A 23,986-nucleotide genomic window follows, 5' to 3' on the forward strand; every position below is an offset into this window, starting at 1 on the left:
CTCACTTCCGCGGGCTGAAGCCCGGAGCTGCTGTGGCGGTTGCCCATCGGGCCGCCGCCACAGTGGTGTTGTGGGACAATTGAGTGTCAATCCATTGGCATCTCAAGGAGTTTAGCTTTGGCCCTAGTATCAACGCCTGCCACGCTGGAACGCGCAGTGCCGGCCATGGATAACGCCGAAGTCCTCAGGATTCGAAACGACTTCCCCATACTTGGCCAGCTGGTGAACGGCCAGCGCCTGGTGTACCTCGATTCGGGCGCCACCTCGCAAAACCCGCTCAGTGTCATCGAAGCTGAGCAGGAGTTTTACGAACAGCGCAACGCTGCCGTGCACCGCGGGGCCCACTACCTTGCCGTGGAAGCCACAGAGGCTTTCGAAGACGCCCGCCAGACCATAGCGGACTTCATCGGTGCCGGCTACGCGGAAACGGTGTGGACCTCCAACGCCACCGAAAGCCTGAACCTGCTCAGCTACGCGCTGTCCAACGCCGCGCTGTGGGCGGCGCAGGGGCGCGGCGACGCCCGGCTGAAAGACCTCGCAGTGGGCCCGGGTGACCAGATCGTGGTGACCGAAATGGAGCACCACGCCAACCTGATCCCTTGGCAGGAACTGGCGTTCCGCACCGGCGCCACGCTTCGTTACATCCCCATCGACGACGCCGGTGCCCTGCGGCTGGACATGGCGGCCGAGATCCTGGGAAGCAAAACCAAGGTCCTCGCATTCACCCACGCCTCCAACGTGCTGGGCACCATTAATCCCGTACAGGAACTGGTCGCGCTGGGGCGGCGGGCCGGAGCCCTGGTGGTCCTGGACGCCTGCCAGTCCGCACCGCACATGCCGTTGAACGTCAAGGAGCTTGACGTCGACTTCGCCGTCTTCTCCGGCCACAAGATGCTGGCGCCTACCGGAATCGGTGTCCTTTACGGCAAGCAGGACCTCCTGGACGTGCTGCCACCGTTCCTCACCGGAGGTTCCATGATCACCACCGTGACCATGGAGCGGGCCGAGTACCTGCCCGCGCCGCAGCGCTTCGAGGCCGGTACCCAGCGCATCTCGCAGGCCGTTGCCCTGGCCGCCGCGGCCAACTACCTCACGGAAACCGGCCTGGACCGCGTGCACCGCTGGGAATCGGAGCTCGGCCAGCGGATGGTGGCGGGGCTGGAGTCCATTCCCGGCATCCGGGTCCTGGGGCCCGCCGCGGGACAGGAACGGATCGGCCTTGCCGCGTTCCACGTCGACGGTGTGCACGCGCACGACGTCGGGCAGTTCCTGGATTCCCGGGGCATCGCCGTCCGCGTGGGTCACCATTGCGCCCAGCCGCTGCACCGCCGCTTGGGCCTGACCGCAACCACCAGGGCAAGCGCCTACTTGTACAACACCACCGACGACGTCGATGCCTTCCTGGAAGCCGTCGCCGGAGTCCGCTCCTACTTCCGCGTCTAGCGCGATCACCGAAGGTACACCACCATGAGCCTTGACCAGCTGTATCAGCAGATCATCCTTGACCATTCCAAAGCCCGTCACGGCAGCGGACTGGCAGGCATCGCCGCGCCCGCGGGGGCGTCCATGGGTCAGTCCCACCAACTCAACCCGGTCTGCGGCGACGAAGTAACGCTGCGGGTGGCTGTGGAAGACGGCAAGGTGGCGCAGATTTCCTGGGACGGCGAAGGGTGTTCCATCTCGATGGCATCGGCGTCGGTCCTCAGCGAACTCGCGGAGGGAATGACCGTGGACGAGCTCCACGCCGTCATTGGCAACTTCCGCGAAGTGCTCCGCTCACGCGGGAAGATCCATGCCGATCCCGAGATCCTGGGCGACGCCGCGGCTTTCGAGGGTGTGGCCCGCTACGCCGCGCGCGTTAAGTGCGCCATGATTTCCTGGGTTGCCGCCGAGGACGCCCTGAACCAGGCAGCCTAGGCCTTCACCGTCCTAAGCCAGCCCGAACCCGGGCCGGAGCCCAACCGCGGCCTTCAGCCCCGGTGCTCGAAAACGTCCGGGATGCCGTCGCCGTCAGCATCATGCCGTTCCGCAAGTTCCACTGCGCGGTAATGCCGGTTCCGCAGCCGGAGCACCACGGCGGCGAGCAGGGCGGCAACCAGTGATCCGGTGAGGATGGCCACCTTCGCGTGGTCATCGTGGGCCGAGCCCGCACCAAAGCTCAGCTCGGCGATCAGCAGCGACACCGTGAAGCCCACTCCGGCCAACATCGCAAGGCCGGCAACATCGATCCAGGCCAGGCCGTCGTCGAGCTTTGCCCTGGTGGTCTTAGTGATCAGGTAGGTAGTGCCGAACACTCCAATCGTTTTACCGGCCACCAAGGCGGCCACAATTCCCACCGCCACCGGATCCGCCAGGGCAGACCGGAAGCCGTCGAGGCCACCCACGGCAACTCCGGCGGAAAAGAAGGCGAAGACCGGGACGGCGAAACCTGCCGAAAGCGGGCGGAGCCGGTGTTCCAGGGACTCAGCCATACCGGAACCCGCCTCACCGCGTTTCCGCGACGCCAGCACCGGGACGGCAAAAGCGAGCAGCACACCGGCCACCGTGGAGTGGATGCCGGAAGCGTGCACGAGTCCCCAGGTGGCGGCGGCCAGCGGCAGCAACAGGTACCAGCTGCGGACCCTCCTCTGGGCCAGCAGGGTAAACAGCCCCAGCGGAACCAGTGCCGCCAACAGGAAGAGCGGCTGCAGTCCGGACGAGTAGAAGAAGGCGATGATGCCGATGGCCAGCAGGTCATCCACTACGGCCAAGGTGAGCAGGAAGGTCCGGAGGGCCGCAGGCAGGTGCGTGTTGATGACGGCCAGCACGGCCAGGGCAAAGGCGATATCGGTGGCTGTGGGAATGGCCCAGCCCCGCAGGCTCTCGGCGTCCTGGCCCAGGTTCAGCAGCGTGTAGATCAGGGCCGGAACTGCCACGCCGCCCACGGCCGCGGCCACCGGAACCACCGCCTTGGACACTTTGCGGAGTTCACCGGTAACAAACTCCCGCTTGAGTTCCAGGCCGGCCAGGAAGAAGAAGATGGCCAGAAGACCGTCTGACGCCCAATGCCCCACGGAGAGCCGGAGGTGCCAGGGCTCATAGCCGATTTTCAGGTCACGCAGCGCGAAGTAGCCCTCAGCCGCCGGCGAGTTGGCCCAGATGAGGGCCGCGGCTGTGGCCAGCAAAAGGAGGGCACCGCCGGCTGTTTCCAGCCTGAGGATCTCTGAGATCCGCAGGAATTCGGCGTAGCTTGAGCGGCTGAGGACTTTGGCAGTGAAGGCGGGGCGGGACGGGCGCTTGGCCATGGGTGGCTCCTGGAATTAAGGGGTCGGCAAAACTGTTGCCGACCAGACTTCCCGGCGCACCTGTGTCCAGCCTACCCGAGCAGGCCCATAACCCCGATCACGGCAGTGGCAGCTCCCAGCACCATCGAGATGCTGACCAGCACCACGTGAACGGTGAGGAACTTTGTGGCCTTGCCGGCAGCGTCCCGCGCCCTGGGATCCTTCATCACGCGGCGCAGGAACTGCGGCCAGACCACCAGGGACCAGAGGCCGGCGATGGTCAGGACCACGCCCGCAAACAGGGGGAGTTGCATGGGCCCTAGTGGCTTTCGAGCCAGGCCTGGGCCTGCTGTGACTGGATGTTCAGGGCCTTGGCCACCATGGGCTCAGCTGCCTCGGCGATCTTGCCGCCCAGGAACGGGACGGAGGAGGTCACGTTGCCTTCGAGTTCAATGCGCGTGCTGCCGCCCTCCGCGACGAGCCGCTGGACCGCGGTCACATCAAGGGGGGCGCCGGCGATCTTCAGCGTGATGTTGCTCTGGCGGGAACCGTCGGCCGCCGGGGCGTCCCAGTTCTCCACCTGCGTCACCGTGAGCTTTTCGCCCACGAACTTACGGGCGATTTCCGGCAGCCGGGTTGTGGGCAGCGTGCGGACCGAGGTGGTGCTGAACACTCCGTCAACGTCTCCGGCCACCTCGAAGGATTCAAGTGTTCCGCCAACGAATTGGCTCGTGTGCCGCTGGAAGTCCTCGTTGATAAAGACGGCAGCGACGCTGTCGACGGCGTGCGGAAGGGTAGTGGTTGCACTCAGTGCCATGGGTCCTCCAGTGATGTGTAGGTCAGAACGCTTTTGCTCCCCACATCCTACGGGGAGCGATGCGTGTTGTTGGAACCGGCTTCCGCGCTGTCGGCGCTGGCGATTTTCTGTGCCGCCGTGGTGATGTTCCGTGCCATGGCCGGAAATATGAGGCTGTGGAAGGGCAGCACGGCAAGCCAGTAGAGCTTTCCGCTCAGGCCCTTGGGGAAGAAAATGGCCCGCTGCCGGTAGCGGCTGCCCGTCCCGTCAGGTTCCACGGACAGTTCAAGCCAGGCGCGTCCGGGGGCGCGCATCTCCGCGCGGAGGCGCAACAGTTTTCCACGCTCGATCTGTTCCACGCGCCACCAGTCCACCACTTCGCCCGAGGCCAGGGTGCCGGGGTGCCTTCGTCCCCGCAGCAGGCCCGCGCCGCCGGTGAGCTTGTCCAGCCAGCCACGTACCCGCCATGCCAGCGGCAGGGAATACCAGCCGTTCCGGCCGCCGATTCCTTCGATGATGGTCCACACGTGGGCGGGATCAACATCGCCGTGGAAGGTCCGCTCATCCACGTAGACCGTGTGGCCTGCCCAGTCCGGATCGCTGGGCAGCGGATCGGCGTCGGCCCCGGCATTTGACCATGTGGTTTCCACCTGGCCGTCACGCTCCTTGCCCAGGGCGAGGGCAACGGCCCGCCGGTACGGGGTCAGGCCGCCCGCCGGCACCGGGATATGGGCGTCGATGTCGTGCTCGCGGGACACGGCATCGTGCTGCAGCGACTCGACGAGCGGGAGCGACATGGACAGCGGGATGGGCGTGGTCAGGGCCACCCACATGCCGGCGAGCCTCGGGGCGGGAATGGGCAGAGCCAGCACCACCCGGTACGGCAGCCCGGCCTCGGCGGCGTATTCCTTCATCATGCCCGCGTAGCTCAGGACCTGCCGGCAGCCGATGTCGAAGGTGCGGTTGACGGGCCCGTCCAAGGATGCGGCGCCCACCAGGTAGTGCAGCACGTCCCGGACGGCGATTGCCTCGATCTTGTTGCGCACCCAGCTCGGGGCCGGCATCAGCGGAAGCGTTTCGGACAGGTGGCGGATCATTTCGAAGGACGCGGACCCGGAACCGATCACCACCCCGGCCTGGAAGACCACCGCGTCCACCGTGCTGTCCAGGAACATCTTTCCCACGGCTTCCCGGGACCGCATGTGGGTGGACAGTTCCACGTTGGCCGGGTGCAGGCCGCCCAGGTAGACGATCCGGCCCACGCCGGCTGCGGCAGCGGCTGTGGCCGCCGTTTCCGCCATGGCCTTTTCCTTGGATTCGAAGCCGGCGCCGGAGGCCATGGAGTGGACGAGGTAGTAGAGCACGTCGACGCCGGCCAGCGCCTGCTCCAGGGCTCCGCCGTCGTCGAGACTGCTCTCGATGACCTCAACCTTGCCCAGCCACGGCACGCCGGCGATCTTTGCCGGGGTCCTGACCAGGACCTTGACGGTGTGCCCGGCCTCCAGCAGCCGGGGGACCAGGCGGCCGCCGATGTAGCCGGTGGCGCCGGTCACCAGGACGGTTCGCGCCATCCCCGGTGCCACGGTGGGGGGAGTGTCGCTCGGACTATTGCTATCGCTCACTGAAAGCTCCTCAGGCCGGCAGGCGGAGGCGCACAACAGGCGCGCTTCCTCAGCAAGCTTAGCAACGGGGTGCCCGGCGGGCCCCGGGGCAGGGGTAGGCTGGGATGACCCGGGATTCGAAGTGAATTTCGGGCTTTCGTGTTGCCTGCGATCCCATGAACCCACAGGAGTTTCCGCCATGAGCCCCACTGGCCCGTCCCATCCTGGCCCGTCCAACGGTGGTCCCTCGCTGACCGGACTGCGCCGTGTCCTGGCAGAAGACCAGACGTTCGCGCGGGTCCAGGCGGAGGCGGCCAGGGGTTTTGACGTCCGGGGCCAGGACTACCAGATCAGCGCGCCGGCCGGACTCCGCGCCGTCCTGCTGGCGGAAATGGCAGACGGCCTGGACGCCGGCTCCGACGAAGGAACTCCCGAAGGCGGGCTCCCTCCTGTAGTTCTGGCGGTCACCGCTACGGGACGCGAAGCGGAGGATCTGACATCAGCCCTGCGCGCTTACCTGCCGGCCGATTCAGTGGCCGAGTTTCCCAGTTGGGAAACCCTGCCGCACGAACGGCTCTCGCCCCGCTCGGACACCGTGGGCCGCCGGCTGTCCGTCCTGCGCCGCCTGGCGCACCCGGAAAGTTCGACGGCGGGCCGGTTGCGTGTAGTGGTGGCACCGGTCCGCGCGGTGGTCCAGCCGATCGTCGCCGGGCTGGGTGACCTGGTTCCGGTCACCCTGAAGGTGGGACAGGACATGCCGTTCTCCAGCGTGGTGCGGAGCCTTGCCGATGCCGCCTACGCACGCGTGGACATGGTCACCCGCCGTGGCGAGTTTGCCGTCCGCGGCGGCATCATCGACGTCTTCCCGCCCACCGAGGACCATCCGATCCGCGTGGAGTTCTTCGGTGACGAGGTGGACCAGATGCGCTGGTTCGCGGTGGCCGACCAGCGCTCGCTGGCGGCGCCCGGGGTGCACCACCCCGCCGAGCTCCACGCCCCGCCCTGCCGCGAAATCCTCATCACGCCGTCGGTGATGTCGCGCGCGGCCACCCTGAAGGCGCAGCTTCCCGCGGCCGCGGACATGCTGGAGAAGATCGCCGGCGGCATCGCCGTGGAAGGGATGGAATCCCTGGCCCCGGTGTTGGTGGACGCTATGGTCCCGTTCGTGGAGCAGCTGCCCGCCGGGTCCATCTCGGTGATCATTGAACCGGAAAAGGTCCGCCGGCGCGCACATGATCTTGCGGCCACCAACGAGGAGTTCCTGGAAGCAGCCTGGTCCACGGCCTCGGATGGCGGCACGGCTCCACTGGACCTCAGTTCGCAGGCGTCGGCAGCTTTGCACTCAGCCAGCTTCCGTTCCCTGGCCGAAACCCGGAGCTTCTCGCTGGAGCACGAGGTGTCCTGGTGGTCCATCACGTCGCTGGCCACTGACGAGGAGCTGCTGCCCGAGATTGACGTCCTGAACCTCCGCGCCCGCGAACCGCGCGGGTACCAGGGTGATGTGGCCGAGATGATGGACTTCATCGGCTCCCACGTCCGGGACCAGTGGCGGATCGTAGTGGCCACGGAGGGTCCCGGCCCGGCGCAGCGCCTGGCGGAACTTTTCCACGACGCCGACATCCCCTGCGCCAGGGTGGACACCCTTGAGAAGGAGCCGCAGGCGGGCATCATCGAGGTGACCACTGCCGCCGTCGGACGCGGTTTTGTCCTGGACAGCCTCAAGCTGGGGCTGCTCACCGAAGCGGATCTGCTGGGACGGACCTCCGCAGGCTCCACCAAGGACATGCGGCGCATGCCGTCCAAGCGGCGGAACGCCGTGGACCCGTTGCAGCTGGTCAACGGCGATTCCGTGGTGCACGAACAGCACGGCATTGGCCGCTTCATCGAACTCATCCAGCGCAAGGTGGCCGGCGGCGGAGACGGCGTCCGCGAGTACCTGGTCCTGGAATACGCCCCGTCCAAGCGCGGCGCCCCCGGGGACCGCCTGTTTGTCCCCACCGACCAGCTGGACCAGGTGACCCGCTACGTTGGCGGCGATACCCCTGTGCTCAGCAAGATGGGCGGCTCCGACTGGGCCAGCACCAAGTCCAAGGCACGCAAGGCCGTCAAGGAGATCGCCGGCGAGCTCATCCGGCTGTACTCCGCGCGGATGGCCTCCAAGGGCCATGCCTTCGGGCCGGACACTCCGTGGCAGCGTGAGCTGGAGGAGGCCTTCCCGTACGTGGAGACGCCGGACCAGCTGACCACCATCAATGAGGTCAAGGCGGACATGGAGCGCGAGATCCCCATGGACCGCCTGGTGTCCGGCGACGTGGGCTACGGCAAAACCGAGATCGCCGTCCGGGCCGCGTTCAAGGCGGTCCAGGACGGGAAGCAGGTGGCGATCCTGGTGCCCACCACCCTGCTCGCCCAGCAGCACTTCGAAACGTTCACCGAGCGCTTCTCCGGCTTCCCTTTGCGGGTCAAGGCCTTGTCCAGGTTCCAGGGGACCAAGGAAACCAAAGAGACCGTTGAGGGGGTCAAGAGCGGCTCCGTTGACGTCGTCATCGGCACCCACCGCCTGTTGTCCAAGGACTTCGCGTTCAAGGATCTGGGCCTGGTGATCGTGGACGAGGAGCAGCGCTTCGGTGTGGAGCATAAGGAAGCACTGAAGAAAATGCGGACCAACGTGGACGTGCTGGCCATGAGCGCTACCCCGATTCCGCGGACCCTGGAGATGTCACTGACGGGCATCCGGGAAACGTCCACGCTGGCCACCCCGCCGGAGGAACGCCACCCCGTCCTCACATATGTGGGCCCGTACACGGACAAGCAGACCTCGGCGGCCATCCGGCGTGAGCTGATGCGCGAAGGCCAGATGTTCTTTGTGCACAACCGGGTGTCCACCATCGACCGGACAGCCGCGAAGATCCGTGAACTGGTTCCGGAAGCACGTGTTGAGGTGGCACACGGACAGATGTCCGAGAGCCGGCTGGAGCAGATCATCGTGGATTTCTGGGAAAAGCGCTTTGACGTCCTGGTGTGCACCACCATCATCGAAACCGGCCTGGACATCTCCAACGCCAACACGCTGATCGTGGACGGGGCCGACAAGTACGGCCTCTCCCAGCTGCACCAGCTCCGCGGCCGGGTGGGCCGCGGCCGTGAACGCGCCTATGCCTACTTCCTGTACCCGTCCGAGAAGCCCCTGGGCGAGGTGGCCCTGGAACGCCTCAAGGCCGTGGCCACACACAACGAGCTCGGAGCCGGCATGCAGCTGGCCATGAAGGACCTCGAAATCCGCGGCGCCGGCAACCTGCTGGGCGGCGAGCAGTCCGGCCACATCCAGGGCGTCGGCTTCGACCTCTACATCCGCCTGGTGGGTGAGGCGGTGGCCGACTTCCGCGGCGACGCCGAGGAAAAGGCCGCCGAAATGAAGATCGAGCTGCCGGTCAACGCCCACCTCCCGCACGATTATGTGCCGGGGGAGCGGCTCCGCCTGGAGGCCTACCGCAAGCTGGCCTCCGCGTTGACGTACGAGGCCATCGAGGAGGTCCTGGCCGAGCTTGTGGACCGTTACGGTGAGCCGCCGCTGCCGGTCCAGAACCTCATTGCCGTGGCCCGCTTCCGGGTGGGTGCCCGCGAAGCCGGCCTGTCCGACGTCGCGCTCCAGGGGAACTTCATCAAGTTCTCGCCCGCGCAGCTGCCGGAGTCGAAGCTGATGCGGCTGACCCGGATGTACCCGGGGTCCCAGTCCAAGCCCGCCCTGGACGCGGTGCTGATTCCGAAGCCCAAGACGGCGAGGATCGGCGGCCGCGACCTGCAGGACGCCGAAATCCTGGAATGGGCCAACGGGGTCATCCGCAACATCTTCTCCGACGCACCACTGGCGGTGAGTTAGAGCTTGATGGGAGGACATCACGCCGCGTCTGGGGCCGCGGCGTGGGTAGCTATTGCCTCAACGGGGCCGTACACGCTGGGCTGGTATCCGCTGGACGCCACGGGAATCGTCATCGGCGGGATGGCGACGGCGGGGACTGCGCTGGTGTGCGATTGGGACCACCGCCACAGCACCGTGGCCAACTCGCTGCCGCCGCTCTCCAACCTGATTGCCGTGGGTATTGAGAACGCCAGCGGCGGGCACCGGCAAGGCACCCACTCGGTGCTCGGTGCCGCGTTCTTTGTGCTGCTGGCCATGATGGCCGGGCAGTTCCAGCTGCAGACGGACTGGGGCCTGCTGTCCGTGGGTGCCGGCCTGCTGTGCATGTTCATGATCAACATTGCGGCCAAGGCGCTGAAGCTGTTTCCCAAGTCAGGATTTATCAGCAACTGGATCTTTGCCCTGGCCATGGCCGGACTGGTGACCTGGTTCGCGCCGGAGCAGTGGACCTGGCTGCCCGTATCGATGCTGACCGGTGTAGTGGTCCACATCGTGGGGGACATGATCACCACCGGGGGCGTGCCGCTGCTCTGGCCGATTGTCATCAAGCCACCGAAGTTTCTCCGGAAGCTGCCGGTGCTCAACGACGTCTGGAAAGCCAACGGCGCCTTTTCCCTGCCGCTGCTGGGCCGCGCGGGTTCCCGCCGCGAGTGGCTGGTGCTGATCCCGGTGAGCGCCTACGCGATGGTGGGCATGTGCGTAGCTGCCTGGTCGTTGGCGAAGGCACATTTCCCGGCCGCCATGGCGATCGGAAAGACCACGGTCAGCCGCCTGCTTGGCGCGGGCTGACGCGGGCAGCACGGCCTGAACTTCAGCGGCCGGTCTCTGGCGTCCGTGCTCTAAGTCCATGACTTAAAAGGCTGCGGCCCCGGAATATCCGGGGCCGCAGCCTTTTAAGTTACCGAGGGTTCTTACTTGCCGCCGGCTGAATCGGAGCGGCCGGTGATGGTCTGCGGGATCCAGAACGCCAGGAAAAACATGCCCAGGCAGGCGGCCATCGGCCACGGGTTGCCGAGCGTGAGGAAGGACAGGGAGTAGATGGAGCCCAGGAACAGCGCCATCATGGTCACAAACAGAAGGACGCTGCCCAGGAGGCTGTTCTCGTTCTGGGGGGTCTGTACCGTGGCGTTGCCGGACTCGGTGGTCTTGCTGGACATTGTTTCCTCCTCGGCCCCGCGGGGCTCAAACTGTGGCGGCTCCGGGCCGGCGTCAGTAGCTGGATGAACCCTGTTCACCCTTGACGATGGCAATGCCGGAGCTGGCACCAATACGTGTTGCACCTGCAGCAATCATAGCCTGCGCGTCGGCGAGGGAACGTACGCCGCCGGACGCCTTGACGCCGAGATCGGGGCCGACTGTGCGGCGCATCAGGGCGATGTCCTCGGCCGTGGCACCCCCGCCGTTGAACCCCGTGGATGTCTTGACGAAATCCGCCCCGGCTTCAACGGACGCCTGGCAGGCAAGGACCTTCTGGTCGTCGCTGAGCAATGCGGTTTCGATGATGACCTTCAGGATGGCTCCGCCCGTGTGGACCGCCTCCGCGACGGCGGCGATATCGTCCACCAGCGCGCCCTTGTCACCGGCGCGGGCTGCTGCGATGTTGATGACCATGTCGATCTCGTCCGCACCATCCAGTACCGCGCCGCGGGCTTCAAAAGCCTTCACGTCGCTGGGCGTGGCACCCAGGGGAAAGCCGATCACCGAGCACGTCAGGACGCCGGACCGCTTAAGCGCGGTCTTGACTGTCTTGACCCAGAGGGGGTTCACGCAGACCGACTTGAAGTGGTACTCAGCGGCCTCGGCACAGACTTTGAGGATCTCCGCTTCGCTGGCCTCGGGCTTGAGGAGCGTGTGGTCGATGTAGGAAGCGATGTTGCCCGACGCTGAGACCGTACCGGCTCCAGTTTGGTCGGTAGGAGTGGCTGCGTTGCTCATGATGGTCCTTTCCATGTGGCCTTGTGGGCCGCCGGAGCCACGCGGTGCGTGGCTGTTCAGGTGACCATCTTGTCACAGCGGGTGTTGCGGCGGGCGGACGCTTACGCGGCCGCAGGCACGCGCTCAGCCACACCTTCCGCCGCTGATGTAGCCGTCATCAGCTGCGCGGCGCAGGCTCCAGCGGCAGAAGCCGCGGCGACCAGCAGTCCCAGCCGGACGCCGTCGAACGCTGCGGCGTCACCAATCGCCCAGATGCCGGCGACCGATGTCCTGAAGTCCTTGCTGATGGCGATTCCGCCGTTGGGGGCGGTGGCGAGTCTGGCGCTGGCGGCGAGTCCATCGCGGGCAACCCGCTCTTCGGCCAGGACAACCAGGTCGCCGTTCATGCTGCTGCCGTCCTCGAAGACAATGCCGGAAGCGGTCAGGCCCGAGCCGGCGATGGAGTGCACAACGGCGGCCGGCCGGACCGTTGTGCGGATGGGCCTGACGCCGCGGGCCCGCAGCACCGCTTCGGCCTGGCCCGCTGCCGCGCCGGTTCCCACGAGGATCCCCAGTGGCCGCCGGCCCAGTTCCCGCGTCACTTCCTTGACGGCGTCGCCGATCCGGGCGGCATCGTCGATCGTGGAGTAGCTCAGGCAGCGGCCGGCGCCCGCCACGGGGGACGCAACGGGCGCTGATCCGGTGGCGATGACCAGTTCGTCGTAGCTGAGTTCCATGCCGTCGGCGGTGGTGACGGAGCGGTTCTCCGCGTCGATGAAGCTGGCTGGCTGGCCGAAGCGGAATGATACCTGCGGCAGCTCTGCGAGCTCCAGGAGTTCGGCGGGAGCGTCGTCCCGGTTGCTGAGGACGGTGACGGTGCCGCGAAAGCGGGCACCGTCCAGCTGGCGGACCAGCGCCTGTGCGGCGGGCCCGGCCCCGGCAATGACGATGCGCGGAGCCGGGGAAACTGACGTGGACGGTGCCGGAGCGGACATGTGCTGGCCCTTTCGCTGGCGGCCGCTGGAGCGGCCGGGACTTCGTGATGAATCCCAGCGTAGGCTGCCCGTTTTTCCACCGTGTTTCCCCGCTGTTGCTGGGAAAACGCCCTTTGTTCGCCAACGTTTACCGGCCGGTAACAGAACCCGTGACGCACCTCTCAGTGCGCTCCGGAATGACACAAACGCGGCCGGAGCCCGCGTCCCTAGACGCGGATCCGGTAACCCCTCTTGACCACAGTCTCCACCAGGCGGCCGTCCGGCAGCGATGACCGCAGGCGGCTGACAGTCATGTCCAGGGCGTGGACCGAGCCCTTCAGCTCGAGCAGCTCCGACAGCGATTCCCGGGAAAGCACGGCCCCACCGGCCCCCAGGAGGGCCCGCAGCAGCAGCAGCGGCGCAGGCGCCAGCTCAACCTGCGCTCCGTCGACGCGCAGGCTGCGGCCGCGCAGCTCAAGATTGCCGGACGCGGTGTCCAGCCGCCGCACATGGTTCAGGGCGAGGTGCTCGCACACCAGCCGGATGAGGGCGCCCATCCGGAACCGTTCCGGAATGAGCGGCGAGATACCGGCGTCGAGCAGGGGCTGGGCCGTGACGGGCCCCACCACTGCCGTGGTGACGTTGGTTTTCAGGCTTTCGATGAGCTGCTTGTAGACGCCCATTTCGTGGGCGGTGCTCCACACGGCGTCGACGGCGGGGGCGCTGGTGAAGGTGAGCACGTCCAGGTTGCCGCTGCACACAGCCTCGATGAGGCGGGGAAGCCGGTCTTCGCCGTCGGGCTTTACCCAGCGGTAGGGGGTGACCGTCAGGACCGTGGCGCCTGACATACGCAGGCGTTCAAGCTGCCGGACGTCCGTGTAGCCGTGCAGCTGCACGGCCACGGTCTTGCCGCGCACGCCCTCGGCGAGCAGCATGTCCACCAGCGTTGCGGTGGTTTCGTCGCTGCTGATTCCGACGTCGGCGAGTCCGGCCGCGCGGACGGCGCCGCGGGCTTTGGGGCCCCGGACGAACATCCGGCAGGCCCCGAGGGTTTCCAGCAGCTGCTCACCGATCCCAAAGGAATCGGCAGCTTCGCACCAGCGGCGCATGCCGTACGCCGTGGTGGCGATGCACAGGTCGGGGCGCGCGGCGATGATGGCCTTGGTGTCCTCGATGAGGCGGATGTCCTCCTGCACCGGGGCGATCTTGAGGGCCGGCGCGTGCAGTACTTCCGCGCCGCGGCGTTCCAAGGCCTCGATGAGGTCCCGGGAGCGCCGGTGCGAGGTGACTCCGATGCGGAAGCCCTCCAGCGGGGAGCCCGCAGCCTCCGGCCCGGAGGTCTCTTCAAGCTGGGCGGGTTCAGCGGGTGCCAGTGCGGTCATGGGGGTCAATCCTTTCATGAACCGAGCAGCGAGGCCGCCAGCCGGTCGAGGTCGGCGGCGGCCTCAGCATGCCCGCGGTTGGCTTCCGCCACGCGAACCACCTCGCCGATGACCAGCACAGCGGGATTGCTGCACCCGGCAGCTGCGGAGGTGATGGTGCCCAGGTCCGCGATGGTGGTGCGCTGGCCGGGGCGGTAACCGCGTTCGACGACGGCCATGGGCATGTCGGGGCGCATACCGGCTTTGCGGAGCCCGGCCGCGAGCTGGTGCAGGGTGCCGATGCCCATCAGGACCACAATGGTGCCGCCCAGTCCGGCCAGGTGCGTGTGTTCCTTTTCGGTCAGCGGCGCGTGGCCGGAGACCACGGTGAACATGTGGCTGACCTCGCGGTGCGTGACGGGGATGCCGGCTGCCGCCGGCACGGAGATGGCGCTGGTGACACCCGAGATGACGCGGACCTTGACGCCGGCCGCGACGCAGGCGGCGACTTCTTCGCCGCCGCGGCCAAAGACGTAGGGATCGCCGCCTTTGAGCCGGACGACGTTATTGCCTTCCAGGGCGGCGGCGACCATCAGCTTCTCGATGTCGGCCTGGCCCACCTTGTGGTGGCCGGGCTTCTTGCCCACATCCACCAGTTCGGCGGAGGTCAGGTCCGGCAGGTCCTGGCAGGGCGCCAGCCGGTCGAAGAACACCACGTCCGCATCGCGGAGGGCCTTCACGGCGGCGACAGTCAGCAGCTCGGTGGTGCCCGGACCGCCACCCACCAGGGTGACGTGGCCGACGGGACCGGCGGCCGGCTCGGCCGCCACCGGAATGCCAGTGATACGGCACCGCTCGAGCAGGGCCTCCCAGCCGGGCTGGCCGTCGTCGACCGCTGCGACCAGGAAGGGGCGCTCGGGAAGCGGGCCGTCATGCGGTGCACCCGCAGGGGTGCTGAGGCGGTAGACGACGGCGCCCGCGGCCTCGTAGCGGCGGACCGCCTGGCGGGCGGCGTGGTCGGAGCCGGTGACCAGGACTTCGTGGCCGGTGAGATCGATGCTGAGCTGCATGGCTATACCTCGTTCTCGGCGCGGGGCCGCATGGGGATGGAGGCGCCGATCAGGACCGGCTGTTGGCTGGCGCGGCTCTTTTCCTCCGCAGTGGCAGGCCGCATCTGGCCACGCTCGTCGGAGACGAAGGTGATGGAGTCGTCCTTCTGGTCGGGGGCGTTCACGAAGGAACGGAACCGCCGCAGGCGCTCGGGGTCCTTCAGCGTGTCTGCCCACTCGTCCACGTAGGTGTCAACGTGCTTGGCCATGGCGGCTTCAAGTTCCTCGGCGATGCCCAGGGTGTCCTTGACCACCACGTCCTCGACGTGCTTGATGCCGCCGTCGAGCTCTTCCTGCCAGCGCGCGGTGCGCTGCAGGCGGTCCGCCGTGCGGATGTAGTACATGAAGTAGCGGTCGATGTACTTGAGCAGGGTTTCGTCGTCGAGGTCCTTGGCCAGCAGCTGGGCGTGGGCCGGGGTGGCGCCGCCGTTGCCGCCGACGTACAGGTTCCAGCCGTCGGCCGTGGCGATGACGCCGACGTCCTTGCCGCGGGCCTCGGCGCATTCGCGGGCGCAGCCGGAGACGCCCATCTTGAGCTTGTGCGGGCTGCGGAGGCCGCGGTAGCGGAGTTCGAGCTGGATGGCCATGGCCACAGAGTCCTGGACACCGAAGCGGCACCAGGTGGAACCAACGCAGGACTTCACCGTGCGCAGGCTCTTGCCGTATGCTTGGCCGGATTCGAAGCCGGCGTCCACGAGTTCTTTCCAGATTTCCGGCAGCTCTTCCAGCCGGGCACCGAACATGTCGATCCGCTGGCCGCCGGTGATCTTGGTGTACAGGTTGTACTTCTCGGCCACGGCGGCGATGACGCCGAGCTTCTTGGGGGTGATTTCTCCGCCGGCGATGCGGGGGACCACCGAGTAGGTGCCGTCCTTCTGCATGTTGGCGAGGGCGCGGTCGTTGGTGTCCTGCAGGGTCCCCCGGCCGGCGTCCAGGACGTAGGCGCTGTTCTGGCTGGCCAGGATGTTGGCGATGGTGGGCTTGCAGATGTCGCAGCCGGCGCCGGTACCGTATTTGGCCATGATCTCCTCGAAGGAGGTCAGTTCCAGGACGCGGATGGCGTCGAAGAGTTCCTGGCGGGACAGCTCGATGTGCTCGCAGAGGGCCTTGGAGACCTCGACTCCGGACTTGGTGAGTTCGGTTTCCAGCAGCTTCTTGAGCATCGGGACGCAGGAACCGCAGCTGGTGCCGGCGCGGGTGCAGCCCTTGAGTTCGCCAAGTTCCTGGACGGGGGCGTTGCCGTCGCAGGCGCCGCAGCCGTTGATGGTGTCGCGGATGGTGCCGGCGGCCACGTTGTTGCAGGAACACAGGATGGCGTCGTCCGGGAGTTCGGTGTCCGGGGCGTCGCCGCCGCCGGCTGCCGTGAGGTAAGCGCCGGGTTCAGCAGCGAGCTCGCGGCCCAGGAGCGGGCGCAGGCTCATGTAGGGGGATGCGTCGCCCACGAAGATGCCGCCCAGGAGGGTCTTGGCATCATCGGTGGTGACGATCTTCTGGTAGACGCCGCGGGCGGGGTCGGCATAAACGATCTCGAGCGAGTGCTCGGTCTTGGCGAACCCGTCACCGAAGCTGGCAACGTCCACGCCGGAGAGCTTGAGCTTGGTGGCAGTATCGAATCCGGGGAACGTTGCCTGGCCGCCGTGGAGACGGTCTGCCACGATCTCCGCCATGGTGTTGGCCGGCGCAACGAGGCCCAGGCACATGCCACCGTAGTTAGCGACCTCACCGATGGCCCAGATGCCTTCCACTTCGGTGGCGCAGAAATCGTTGATGACAACGCCGCCGCGCTGGCCCAGGCTGAACACCTGCTCTTCCCCTTCGGCTGCGCGGAAGAGTTCATCGCGCGGCCGGACGCCGATGGCGACGATCACGAGGTCAGCGTCGATAATGCGGCCGTCTGCCATGAGGACACCAGTGACCTGGCCGTCGTCGTCGGACAATACTTCCGAAGGGAACACGCCGCCGTGGACCGCGAAGCCTTTGGCCTTGATGAGCCGGCCCATTGCCTGGCCAGCGCCTTCGTCCAGCTGTGTGGCCATCAGCCACTGCGATCCGTCGATGACAATCGGGTTGGCGCCCAGCTGCTCCGTGCCGGCGGCCGATTCGAGGCCGAGGAGGCCTCCACCGATAGTGACGGCGTTGACCTTGCGGCCCAGCTTCTCCGTGAGCCCGGTAATGGCCTCGTTGATGGCCCAGACGTCTTCGAGTGTGCGGTAGACGTGCGTGTGCTCGGCACCGGGGATGGGGAGGCGTGCGGCATTCGAGCCGGTGGCGACCACCAGGTCGTCGTATTCAAAAATGCTGCCGGCAGCGGTCTCAACCGTCTTTGCTTCGGCATTGATCTTGACCACGCGCTCGCCGGTCTTCAGAGTCAGGGAGTCGTGGTCCCACATGGAGGCAGAGCCCAGGGTCAGGTCCACGCTGCTGTCCGTCAGTGCCTTGGAGAGCGCCACGCGGTCGTAGGGGAGGTGGGCTTCTTCCGTGAGGACCGTGACTTCCCAGCCCTCAAGGCCCCGGGTGTGCATGGCATCGGCGAAGCGGTGGGCGGCAGGGCCGCCACCGGCGACGACGATGCGGCGCGGAGTCTCTGTGCTTGAAGTCTGTTCGGTCACTGTGGGCCTTTCGCATGTGCCGCAGACGGTGTTCTGCGACATTCTCTGACGAGGTATGCATCCAGACTAGGTAGCCGCAGTTTCGCTTCAGTTTCCCTTATGTTTCGTAGGCTTAACTTCTGCATCACGAACGCGTTTCCGATCGGGTGAGGTCTCTTTTACGCGCCGGACACATTCACTGCACGCCTTTGAAACACCCGTTGCCTAAGTTGTTTACTACGGCCATAGAGGTGGCCAATCAAGCACGGGGAGAGGAGCCGGACATGACGGCAACACTGGAACTTGGGGCGCTCGCCGCCGATACCGTTACCTGGCACCGGGTCTGCGCCGTAGACGAGCTTGAGCTTGCCTGGGGCGAAGCCGCACTCATTGAAGGCCGCCAGGTGGCACTCTTCCGGACCGGGCCCAGTGAGGTTTTTGCCGTGGCCCACGAAGATCCGGCCACCGGCGCCCACGTTATGGCCCGCGGCATCCTGGGCTCACGCGGCACCCGCCCCACCATAGCTTCGCCGCTGCACAAAGAGGTCTACGACCTGGAAACCGGCGAATGCTTCGGAACCGCCGCGGTGCGCCTGGAAACGTTCAGCACCCGCATTTCAGACGGTTTCATCGAAGTCGCGGTCTAACGACCCGTCAGAGCCCGAGGGCCTCGCGGACATCGTCGAGCACATTGTCCAAGGCGGTCCGGGCTGCCTGCCGGGCTTCCGGCAGTTCGGCCGCTGACTCCACCGGGAGGATGACTTCCAGGTAGCACTTGAGCTTGGGCTCGGTGCCGCTGGGCCGGATGATGACCCGGGTTTCGTCCCGGGTCAGATACAGCAGGCCATCGGTGGGCGGCAGGTGCTCGCTCCCTTCGGCCAGGTCCACGAAGGTTTCAACCGCGGACGAACCGAACGAATCGGGCGGGCTGACCCGGAGCCGGTTCATCATGGCGTCCAGCAGGCCCAGATCCGCCACCCGGATGCTCAGCTGGTCACTGGCGTGCAGCCCGTGCTGAAGATAGAGCTCGTCCAGGGTGTCGAAGATGGTTTTTCCGTCCGCCTTTGCGGCGGCAGCCAGTTCCGCGATGAGGACAGCGGCGGAGATCCCGTCCTTGTCCCGGACCAGTTCCGGTGCAACGCAATAGCCCAGGGCTTCCTCGTAGCCGTAGACCAGCCCCGGCACCCGGGAAATCCACTTGAACCCGGTCAGCGTTTCCTCATGCTCGTAGCCTGCCGCGGCGGCGATGCGGGAGAGCAGGCGCGAGGACACAATCGAATTTGCGAAGACGCCAGCCCCTTCGGCACTGGCTGCTTCAACCGAACTGCCGGAGGTTTCGTCGGAGCCGGGCGCCAGCCGGGCCACAATGTGTGCCCCCAGCAGCGCGCCCACCTCGTCGCCGCGCAGCATGCGCCAGGCGCCGGTGTCAGGATCTTTCGCCGCCACTGCAGCGCGGTCCGCATCCGGATCGTTGGCCAGGACGATATCGGCGTCCACGCGGGCGGCGGTCTCCAGGGCCAGGTCCAAGGCGCCCGGTTCTTCCGGATTGGGAAAGTTCACCGTGGGAAAGTCGGGATCCGGCTCAGCCTGTTCGGCCACGAGGGTGACATCGGCAAAGCCGGCAGCATTCAGCACGGCCACGGCAGTCTCGCCGCCGACACCGTGCATGGGGGTCAGGACAATCCGCAGGTCACGGGACGGGAAGCGGGCCGCATCGGCGAGTGCCGCCGTCGCGCGTTCATAATCCGACGCAACCGACGGGTCCAGCACTGTCCAGCCGCCGGCGGCAAGGGTGATGGATTCCAGGGCGCCCACGGCATCGATCCGCGCGGCGATCCTGGCATCGTAGGGCGCCACGATCTGTGCTCCGCGGCCGCTGCCCTCCACGGCATGACGGCCCAGGTACACCTTGTATCCGTTGTCCTGCGGGGGATTGTGGCTTGCCGTCACCATCACACCGCCGTCGCAATCGAGGGCCCGCACGGCGAAAGCGAGCAGCGGGGTGGGCAGGGCCGACGGCATCAGGAAGGTTTCAATCCCGGCGGCGGTGAAGATGGCCGCCGTTTCCTCGGCGAAGATGTCCGAGTTATAGCGGGCGTCATAGCCGACGACGGCGCGTGGCCGGGTCCCGGGGGCCGCCTCACCCACCGCACCAACCAGGAAGTCGGCGAGGCCGGCGGCGGCCCGGCGCACCACCACGCGGTTCATCCGGTTCGGCCCGGCGCCCAGGGCGGCGCGGAGGCCTGCGGTGCCGAACTGCAGGGTGCCGCTGAAGCTGTCGGCGAGCTCCTGTGACGCTGCGGGGGAGCCCTCCTCCGCAAGTTGCAGCAGTTCTGTGAGCTCTGCGGCTGTGGCGGGATCCGGATCTTTGGCCGCCCATTCGCGGGCGTGGCTGAACAAGGAAGCGGCATCGGAGGACGTCATGCGGTCAACGCTATCGTCATTGCTTCAGGAACTGTGGCTGAACACCCGCCTGTGACAGCTGAAAGCAGCGAAATCGTTGCAGGAAATTTTCTGGACAAGTAATGTCGCGAATATGAAACTGGGGCAGGGCGTTGAGTGGGGGCTGCACAGCTGCGTCAACATGTCCTGGACCGCGCCGGGGGAGGCCGTGAGCAGCGCACGGTTGGCCGAGTTCTACAAGCTTCCCGCCGCATACCTGAACAAGCAGCTCCAGGCCCTGGTGCGGGCCGGAATCCTGACCTCGGTATCCGGCCCGCGGGGCGGCTTCTCGCTTGCCAGGCGTCCGGACCGGATTTCCGTCCTTGACGTGGTCCTGGCCATCGAAGGAAATGACCATGCCTTCCGGTGCGAAGGCATCGCCAAGGACGCCCCGGGCGCGAGCATGGACGCCGACTACGCCCGCACCTGCCTCATTTCGCAGACCATGCGCCACGCCGAAGTCACCTGGCGGACTGAGCTGTCACGGCAGAGCATTGCCGGGATCGCCCAGTCCATCGAACGCCGCTTTCCCGAAGCCCGGGAGTCCACCGTCCTGCAGCTCGTCGGTCCGCGAACCTGACCAGCCCTACAGCAACGCGGGGTCACTGGACGCCCATGGGAAAGCCTCCGTTGGGCGCTAAGTGACCCCGCGTTGTCCTAAAGCTTGGCGATGATCCCAGCCAGCAGTTTGGAAATCCGTGGTCCGGCGGCCTGGCCGGACTCGATGACTTCCTGGTGGCTCAGCGGCATGGCGCTGATGCCGGCCGCGAGGTTGGTGACCAGTGAAATTCCGAACACTTCCATGCCTGCGTGCCGGCCGGCGATCGCTTCCAAAGCTGTGGACATGCCCACCAGGTCCGCGCCGATCCGCTTGGCGTACTGGACCTCGGCCGGCGTTTCGTAATGCGGCCCGCTGAACTGGGCATAGACGCCTTCCTCCAGCGAGCCGTCCACTTCACGGGCGAGGGCACGGATGCGTGAGCTGTACAGATCTGTCAGGTCAACAAACGTTGCGCCTTCCAGCGGGGACGTGGCGGTGAGGTTGATGTGATCTTTGATGAGCACCGGGGTGCCGGGCGTCCAGTCTTCCTTCAGTCCTCCGCAGCCGTTGGTGAGGACCAGGGTCTTGCAGCCGGCGGCCGCAGCGGTGCGGATGCCGTGGACCACGGCGCGGACGCCTTTGCCCTCGTAGTAGTGCGTCCGTGCACCCAGGACCAGCGCGCGTTTGCCCTCTTTGGTCAGGACGGAGCGGATGGTGCCCACATGGCCCTCCACTGCCGGGGCATGGAAGCCCGGGACCGTGTCAGCGGTCAAGGTGGCGGTGGTCTCGCCGATGAGGTCGGCGGCTTCGGCCCAGCCTGAGCCCAGGACGAGGGCGACGTCGTGGCTGTCCACCCCGGTCTCCTGGGCGATGTAGTCAGCGGCGGAGCGCGCGGCGTCGAAAGGGTCCGTGTTCTGGAAGTCTGTATTACTCACTGGTATAAGTTATCGTGCTGTTGCTGCTGTGCACAGTGGTAACGGAGTCACTTCGGGCTGCGGCTGGCATCGTGACGGGCCACTCCTTTATTGGTGGTCCCTGTGCAGATGCGCGAGAATGGTTGATTGTGACTACGCACCCTGATTTCAGCTCCCCTCGGATCGCAATCCTCGGAGGTGGCCCCGGCGGATACGAAGCCGCCATGGTCGCTGCCTCGCTGGGAGCGCAGGTCACCATCATCGAACGCGCGGGCATGGGCGGCTCGGCCGTGCTGACCGACGTCGTGCCTTCCAAGACCCTGATCGCGACGGCGGATCTGATGACCCGCGTCGGTGAGGCGGGCGAGCTGGGAGTGAAGTTCGACGTCGACGGCGGCGACTTTGTGCCGGCGATGCGCGCCGACCTCAAACACATCAACGACCGCCTGCTGGGCCTTGCCCGCCAACAGTCCACGGACATCTCCACTGGGCTGGAGCACCAGAACGTGCGCATCCTGCTCGGTTCGGGCAAGCTCCTGGACAGCCACACCATCGAAGTCGTGACCGCTGACGGCACCGAAATCGTGGAAGCTGACACCATTTTGCTGGCCGTCGGCGCGCACCCCCGCGAGCTGCCCACCGCGCGGCCGGACGGGGAACGCATCCTGAACTGGGCGCAGATCTACAACCTTGACGAGCTTCCCGAGGAACTGATTGTCGTGGGCTCCGGTGTGACCGGTGCCGAGTTCGCCTCCGCCTACAACGGCCTGGGCTCCAAAGTCACCCTGATCTCCAGCCGTGACCGGGTGCTGCCCGGCTCGGACACCGACGCCGCGGAGGTGCTGGAGGAAGTCTTCGAGCGCCGCGGTGTGCGCGTGCTGTCCCGCGCCCGTGCCGAAACCGTGGAGCGGACCGACGACGGCGTGGTGGTCACCCTGGGTGACGGATCGAAAGTCACCGGCAGCCACTGCCTGGTCTGCGTGGGCTCCATCCCGAACACCGCCGGCATCGGCCTTGAAGAGGCCGGCGTGGCACTCACCGAGAGCGGCCATGTAAAGGTCGACGGCGTCTCCCGCACCACGGCGCCGAACATCTACGCCGCCGGCGACTGCACCGGGGTGCTGGCCCTGGCCTCGGTAGCCGCCATGCAGGGCCGGATCGCGATAGCCCATTTCCTTGGCGACAGCGTTATGCCGCTCAAGCTTCACCAGGTGGCGTCCAACATCTTCACCTCACCCGAGATCGCGAACGTGGGCGTCTCCGAAGCCGAGATCCAGTCCGGCAAATACCAGGGCGACATCGTCAAGCTCTCGCTCAAGAGCAATGCCCGCGCCAAAATGCGCAATCACAAGGACGGGTTCGTCAAGATCTTCGCGCGTAAGGGCTCCGGCACCGTGATTGGCGGTGTTGTGGTGGGGCCGAACGCTTCCGAGCTGATCTTCGCGATCTCCCTTGCGGTCACCCAGAAGCTCCACGTCGACGACGTCGCCAGCACCTTCACGGTCTATCCGTCACTGAGCGGGTCCATCTCGGAAGCCGCCCGGCGCCTGCACGTCCGCATGTAGCGAAACCCGAGAATCCCGGCAGTCTCCGCCGCCGGGATTCTCGGGTAGCGTGGCGGGCATGACTACAGCACTGGAGCGGCCACGCCGCGGAAAAATCATCGGTGGCGTTTGTGCCGCGCTTTCAGCCCGATTCGGGATCCCGAAGTTCCTGGTCAGGCTCGGCTTTGTGATCTTTGGCCTGGTGGGGATCGGCGAGCTCGTCTACATCGCGCTGTGGATCATGATCCCGAAGGCCCCGGCCTAAAGACCGCCCGGATTCCCGGCCTCGACGCCTAGGCCAGGGCGTAGGGCGGGACCGTGCTTCCGGCTGCAAACGGCGTGAACCAGCCTTCGATACCCAGCTTCCCGGCGTCGATTTCCGTGAGGTCGGGGCTGTCCGAGTAGAGAGCTGGACTATCGGCCTCCTCCAACAGGACTTCCTCGACCTGCGCACGCCAGTCTTCCGGTAGGTCGAGTTCATAAATGTCCTCGGTGATTTCCGCCTGATCGAGCAGGCAGCGGACGGCGAGCTCTGCTGCCAGGCATCCGGGGGCTGTCCAGCCGCGGACCAGCGATGCCGTCACATCGGAAGCGACCACGAGGAACTTCCGGGTAAACGTCGCGTCGTAGCTGGCGGCGAACTGAGGCGGCAGCGAGGACAGCACAGAGGAACCGGCGACGTCAGACGGGGTGACCGCATCCAGGGAGGTCAGGGTCCCCAGATCGCGGAAGAGCTGGTCCACGAGAATGCCCGACGAGTTCCACAGGAGGCCTGCCAGCAGGAGTGTCTGGTTCACAGCTGTTGTCCGGTCCTCCGGCGAGACTGCGGCCATTTCGTCCAGGTCTTCCGGCTCGAACTGCAGCCGCTGTTCCGGCGTCATGTCATCCGGGTGGGGATCTAGCCCCAGCAGCTCCAGGCTCAGCCCCGTCAGTTTCCCAGCGTCCGCCAGTAGCTCTTCGGTGATGTCGTCTTCTTCGTCGGCATTCATGGCCCCGATGCTACCTGCCATCGGTCCCTCG

At 66.5% G+C, this 23,986-nt stretch carries 21 protein-coding genes; 8 read left to right on the forward strand and 13 right to left on the reverse strand.

Features of this window, described 5'->3' with window-relative positions:
* Window positions 1-117 precede the first annotated feature (117 nt).
* Window positions 118-1,443, forward strand: coding sequence for a SufS family cysteine desulfurase (locus tag ASG77_RS17995; protein WP_056348080.1), 1,326 nt, complete (start codon window positions 118-120; stop codon window positions 1,441-1,443).
* Between the two features lie 24 nt (window positions 1,444-1,467).
* The gene (gene sufU / locus ASG77_RS18000) at window positions 1,468-1,917 is read left to right on the forward strand and encodes a Fe-S cluster assembly sulfur transfer protein SufU (RefSeq protein ID WP_056348083.1); all 450 of its coding nucleotides are present in this window, start codon (window positions 1,468-1,470) and stop codon (window positions 1,915-1,917) included.
* A gap of 53 nt (window positions 1,918-1,970) precedes the next feature.
* On the opposite strand, the gene nhaA is transcribed toward sufU, so the two are convergent.
* The 4 genes from nhaA to ASG77_RS18020 form a co-directional block, all read right to left on the reverse strand.
* Window positions 1,971-3,284, reverse strand: a complete 1,314-nt coding sequence (gene nhaA, locus ASG77_RS18005; RefSeq protein WP_056348085.1) for a Na+/H+ antiporter NhaA — start codon at window positions 3,282-3,284, stop codon at window positions 1,971-1,973.
* A gap of 71 nt (window positions 3,285-3,355) precedes the next feature.
* Window positions 3,356-3,577 carry an SCO4848 family membrane protein gene (locus tag ASG77_RS18010; protein ID WP_056348087.1) on the reverse strand — a complete coding sequence of 74 codons (222 nt, stop codon included), beginning with the start codon at window positions 3,575-3,577 and terminating at the stop codon, window positions 3,356-3,358.
* A 5-nt stretch (window positions 3,578-3,582) separates the two neighbouring features.
* Window positions 3,583-4,080 (reverse strand): DUF2505 domain-containing protein, encoded by a 498-nt coding sequence (locus tag ASG77_RS18015; protein WP_056348089.1) that lies wholly within the window; start codon window positions 4,078-4,080, stop codon window positions 3,583-3,585.
* Window positions 4,081-4,127: 47 nt separating this feature from the next.
* Entirely contained in the window at window positions 4,128-5,630 is a 1,503-nt protein-coding gene (locus ASG77_RS18020) for an SDR family oxidoreductase (RefSeq protein ID WP_156380379.1), read from the reverse strand.
* Window positions 5,631-5,859: 229 nt separating this feature from the next.
* On the opposite strand from ASG77_RS18020, the gene mfd reads away from it, so the two are divergent.
* The gene (mfd, locus tag ASG77_RS18025; protein ID WP_056348091.1) at window positions 5,860-9,540 is read left to right on the forward strand and encodes a transcription-repair coupling factor; all 3,681 of its coding nucleotides are present in this window, start codon (window positions 5,860-5,862) and stop codon (window positions 9,538-9,540) included.
* Between the two features lie 6 nt (window positions 9,541-9,546).
* Window positions 9,547-10,368, forward strand: a complete 822-nt coding sequence (locus ASG77_RS18030; protein WP_056348093.1) for a metal-dependent hydrolase — start codon at window positions 9,547-9,549, stop codon at window positions 10,366-10,368.
* Window positions 10,369-10,490: 122 nt separating this feature from the next.
* On the opposite strand, the gene ASG77_RS18035 is transcribed toward ASG77_RS18030, so the two are convergent.
* The 6 genes from ASG77_RS18035 to nirB form a co-directional block, all read right to left on the reverse strand.
* Window positions 10,491-10,736 carry a hypothetical protein gene (locus ASG77_RS18035; protein WP_056348095.1) on the reverse strand — a complete coding sequence of 82 codons (246 nt, stop codon included), beginning with the start codon at window positions 10,734-10,736 and terminating at the stop codon, window positions 10,491-10,493.
* Between the two features lie 52 nt (window positions 10,737-10,788).
* Complete coding sequence (gene deoC / locus ASG77_RS18040) at window positions 10,789-11,514, reverse strand: deoxyribose-phosphate aldolase (protein WP_056348098.1); 726 nt, start codon at window positions 11,512-11,514, stop codon at window positions 10,789-10,791.
* Between the two features lie 101 nt (window positions 11,515-11,615).
* The gene (locus ASG77_RS18045; RefSeq protein WP_056348099.1) at window positions 11,616-12,488 is read right to left on the reverse strand and encodes an FAD-dependent oxidoreductase; all 873 of its coding nucleotides are present in this window, start codon (window positions 12,486-12,488) and stop codon (window positions 11,616-11,618) included.
* 206 nt (window positions 12,489-12,694) lie between these two features.
* Window positions 12,695-13,849: a uroporphyrinogen-III synthase gene (locus ASG77_RS18050; protein WP_056348101.1), complete on the reverse strand. Its 1,155-nt coding sequence runs from the start codon at window positions 13,847-13,849 to the stop codon at window positions 12,695-12,697.
* 14 nt (window positions 13,850-13,863) lie between these two features.
* Window positions 13,864-14,898, reverse strand: a complete 1,035-nt coding sequence (gene cobA / locus ASG77_RS18055; protein ID WP_056348103.1) for a uroporphyrinogen-III C-methyltransferase — start codon at window positions 14,896-14,898, stop codon at window positions 13,864-13,866.
* A gap of 2 nt (window positions 14,899-14,900) precedes the next feature.
* A complete protein-coding gene (gene nirB, locus ASG77_RS18060) occupies window positions 14,901-17,546 on the reverse strand; it encodes a nitrite reductase large subunit NirB (protein ID WP_056348448.1) in 2,646 nt (881 codons plus the stop codon).
* A gap of 263 nt (window positions 17,547-17,809) precedes the next feature.
* On the opposite strand from nirB, the gene nirD reads away from it, so the two are divergent.
* Window positions 17,810-18,172, forward strand: a complete 363-nt coding sequence (nirD, locus tag ASG77_RS18065; RefSeq protein ID WP_056348105.1) for a nitrite reductase small subunit NirD — start codon at window positions 17,810-17,812, stop codon at window positions 18,170-18,172.
* Window positions 18,173-18,179: 7 nt separating this feature from the next.
* Here the strand turns inward: nirD and ASG77_RS18070 are convergent, their stop codons facing one another.
* On the reverse strand, window positions 18,180-19,949 hold the full coding sequence (locus ASG77_RS18070; protein ID WP_056348107.1) for a phospho-sugar mutase: 1,770 nt from the start codon (window positions 19,947-19,949) through the stop codon (window positions 18,180-18,182).
* Between the two features lie 112 nt (window positions 19,950-20,061).
* On the opposite strand from ASG77_RS18070, the gene ASG77_RS18075 reads away from it, so the two are divergent.
* On the forward strand, window positions 20,062-20,547 hold the full coding sequence (locus ASG77_RS18075; protein ID WP_056348109.1) for an RrF2 family transcriptional regulator: 486 nt from the start codon (window positions 20,062-20,064) through the stop codon (window positions 20,545-20,547).
* Window positions 20,548-20,624: 77 nt separating this feature from the next.
* Here the strand turns inward: ASG77_RS18075 and ASG77_RS18080 are convergent, their stop codons facing one another.
* On the reverse strand, window positions 20,625-21,443 hold the full coding sequence (locus ASG77_RS18080; protein ID WP_056348111.1) for a purine-nucleoside phosphorylase: 819 nt from the start codon (window positions 21,441-21,443) through the stop codon (window positions 20,625-20,627).
* 128 nt (window positions 21,444-21,571) lie between these two features.
* Between ASG77_RS18080 and ASG77_RS18085 the strand changes: the two genes are divergently transcribed.
* Together ASG77_RS18085 and ASG77_RS18090 are read left to right on the forward strand one after the other, a co-directional pair.
* The gene (locus ASG77_RS18085; protein WP_056348451.1) at window positions 21,572-22,987 is read left to right on the forward strand and encodes an NAD(P)H-quinone dehydrogenase; all 1,416 of its coding nucleotides are present in this window, start codon (window positions 21,572-21,574) and stop codon (window positions 22,985-22,987) included.
* A gap of 58 nt (window positions 22,988-23,045) precedes the next feature.
* Complete coding sequence (locus ASG77_RS18090; protein ID WP_056348113.1) at window positions 23,046-23,231, forward strand: PspC domain-containing protein; 186 nt, start codon at window positions 23,046-23,048, stop codon at window positions 23,229-23,231.
* Window positions 23,232-23,259: 28 nt separating this feature from the next.
* Here ASG77_RS18090 and ASG77_RS18095 read toward each other — a convergent pair whose 3' ends face one another.
* Window positions 23,260-23,955, reverse strand: a complete 696-nt coding sequence (locus tag ASG77_RS18095; RefSeq protein ID WP_056348454.1) for a hypothetical protein — start codon at window positions 23,953-23,955, stop codon at window positions 23,260-23,262.
* Window positions 23,956-23,986: the final 31 nt, after the last annotated feature.

This window comes from Arthrobacter sp. Soil762 (assembly GCF_001428335.1).
In the GTDB taxonomy this organism is placed as follows: domain Bacteria; phylum Actinomycetota; class Actinomycetes; order Actinomycetales; family Micrococcaceae; genus Arthrobacter.

Bases quoted from the DNA above. Each gene is read 5' to 3' on its own strand.
- nhaA (WP_056348085.1), bottom strand. From the start codon at position 3,284: ATGGCCAAGCGCCCGTCCCGCCCCGCCTTCACTGCCAAAGTCCTCAGC.
- mfd (WP_056348091.1), top strand. From the start codon at position 5,860: ATGAGCCCCACTGGCCCGTCCCATCCTGGCCCGTCCAACGGTGGTCCC.
- cobA (WP_056348103.1), bottom strand. From the start codon at position 14,898: ATGCAGCTCAGCATCGATCTCACCGGCCACGAAGTCCTGGTCACCGGC.
- ASG77_RS18095 (WP_056348454.1), bottom strand. From the start codon at position 23,955: ATGAATGCCGACGAAGAAGACGACATCACCGAAGAGCTACTGGCGGAC.
- ASG77_RS18075 (WP_056348109.1), top strand. From the start codon at position 20,062: ATGAAACTGGGGCAGGGCGTTGAGTGGGGGCTGCACAGCTGCGTCAAC.
- ASG77_RS18020 (WP_156380379.1), bottom strand. From the start codon at position 5,630: ATGGCGCGAACCGTCCTGGTGACCGGCGCCACCGGCTACATCGGCGGC.
- ASG77_RS18090 (WP_056348113.1), top strand. From the start codon at position 23,046: ATGACTACAGCACTGGAGCGGCCACGCCGCGGAAAAATCATCGGTGGC.
- deoC (WP_056348098.1), bottom strand. From the start codon at position 11,514: ATGAGCAACGCAGCCACTCCTACCGACCAAACTGGAGCCGGTACGGTC.
- ASG77_RS18030 (WP_056348093.1), top strand. From the start codon at position 9,547: ATGGGAGGACATCACGCCGCGTCTGGGGCCGCGGCGTGGGTAGCTATT.
- ASG77_RS18045 (WP_056348099.1), bottom strand. From the start codon at position 12,488: ATGTCCGCTCCGGCACCGTCCACGTCAGTTTCCCCGGCTCCGCGCATC.
- ASG77_RS18010 (WP_056348087.1), bottom strand. From the start codon at position 3,577: ATGCAACTCCCCCTGTTTGCGGGCGTGGTCCTGACCATCGCCGGCCTC.
- ASG77_RS18015 (WP_056348089.1), bottom strand. From the start codon at position 4,080: ATGGCACTGAGTGCAACCACTACCCTTCCGCACGCCGTCGACAGCGTC.
- ASG77_RS18070 (WP_056348107.1), bottom strand. From the start codon at position 19,949: ATGACGTCCTCCGATGCCGCTTCCTTGTTCAGCCACGCCCGCGAATGG.
- nirD (WP_056348105.1), top strand. From the start codon at position 17,810: ATGACGGCAACACTGGAACTTGGGGCGCTCGCCGCCGATACCGTTACC.
- ASG77_RS18050 (WP_056348101.1), bottom strand. From the start codon at position 13,849: ATGACCGCACTGGCACCCGCTGAACCCGCCCAGCTTGAAGAGACCTCC.
- sufU (WP_056348083.1), top strand. From the start codon at position 1,468: ATGAGCCTTGACCAGCTGTATCAGCAGATCATCCTTGACCATTCCAAA.
- ASG77_RS18035 (WP_056348095.1), bottom strand. From the start codon at position 10,736: ATGTCCAGCAAGACCACCGAGTCCGGCAACGCCACGGTACAGACCCCC.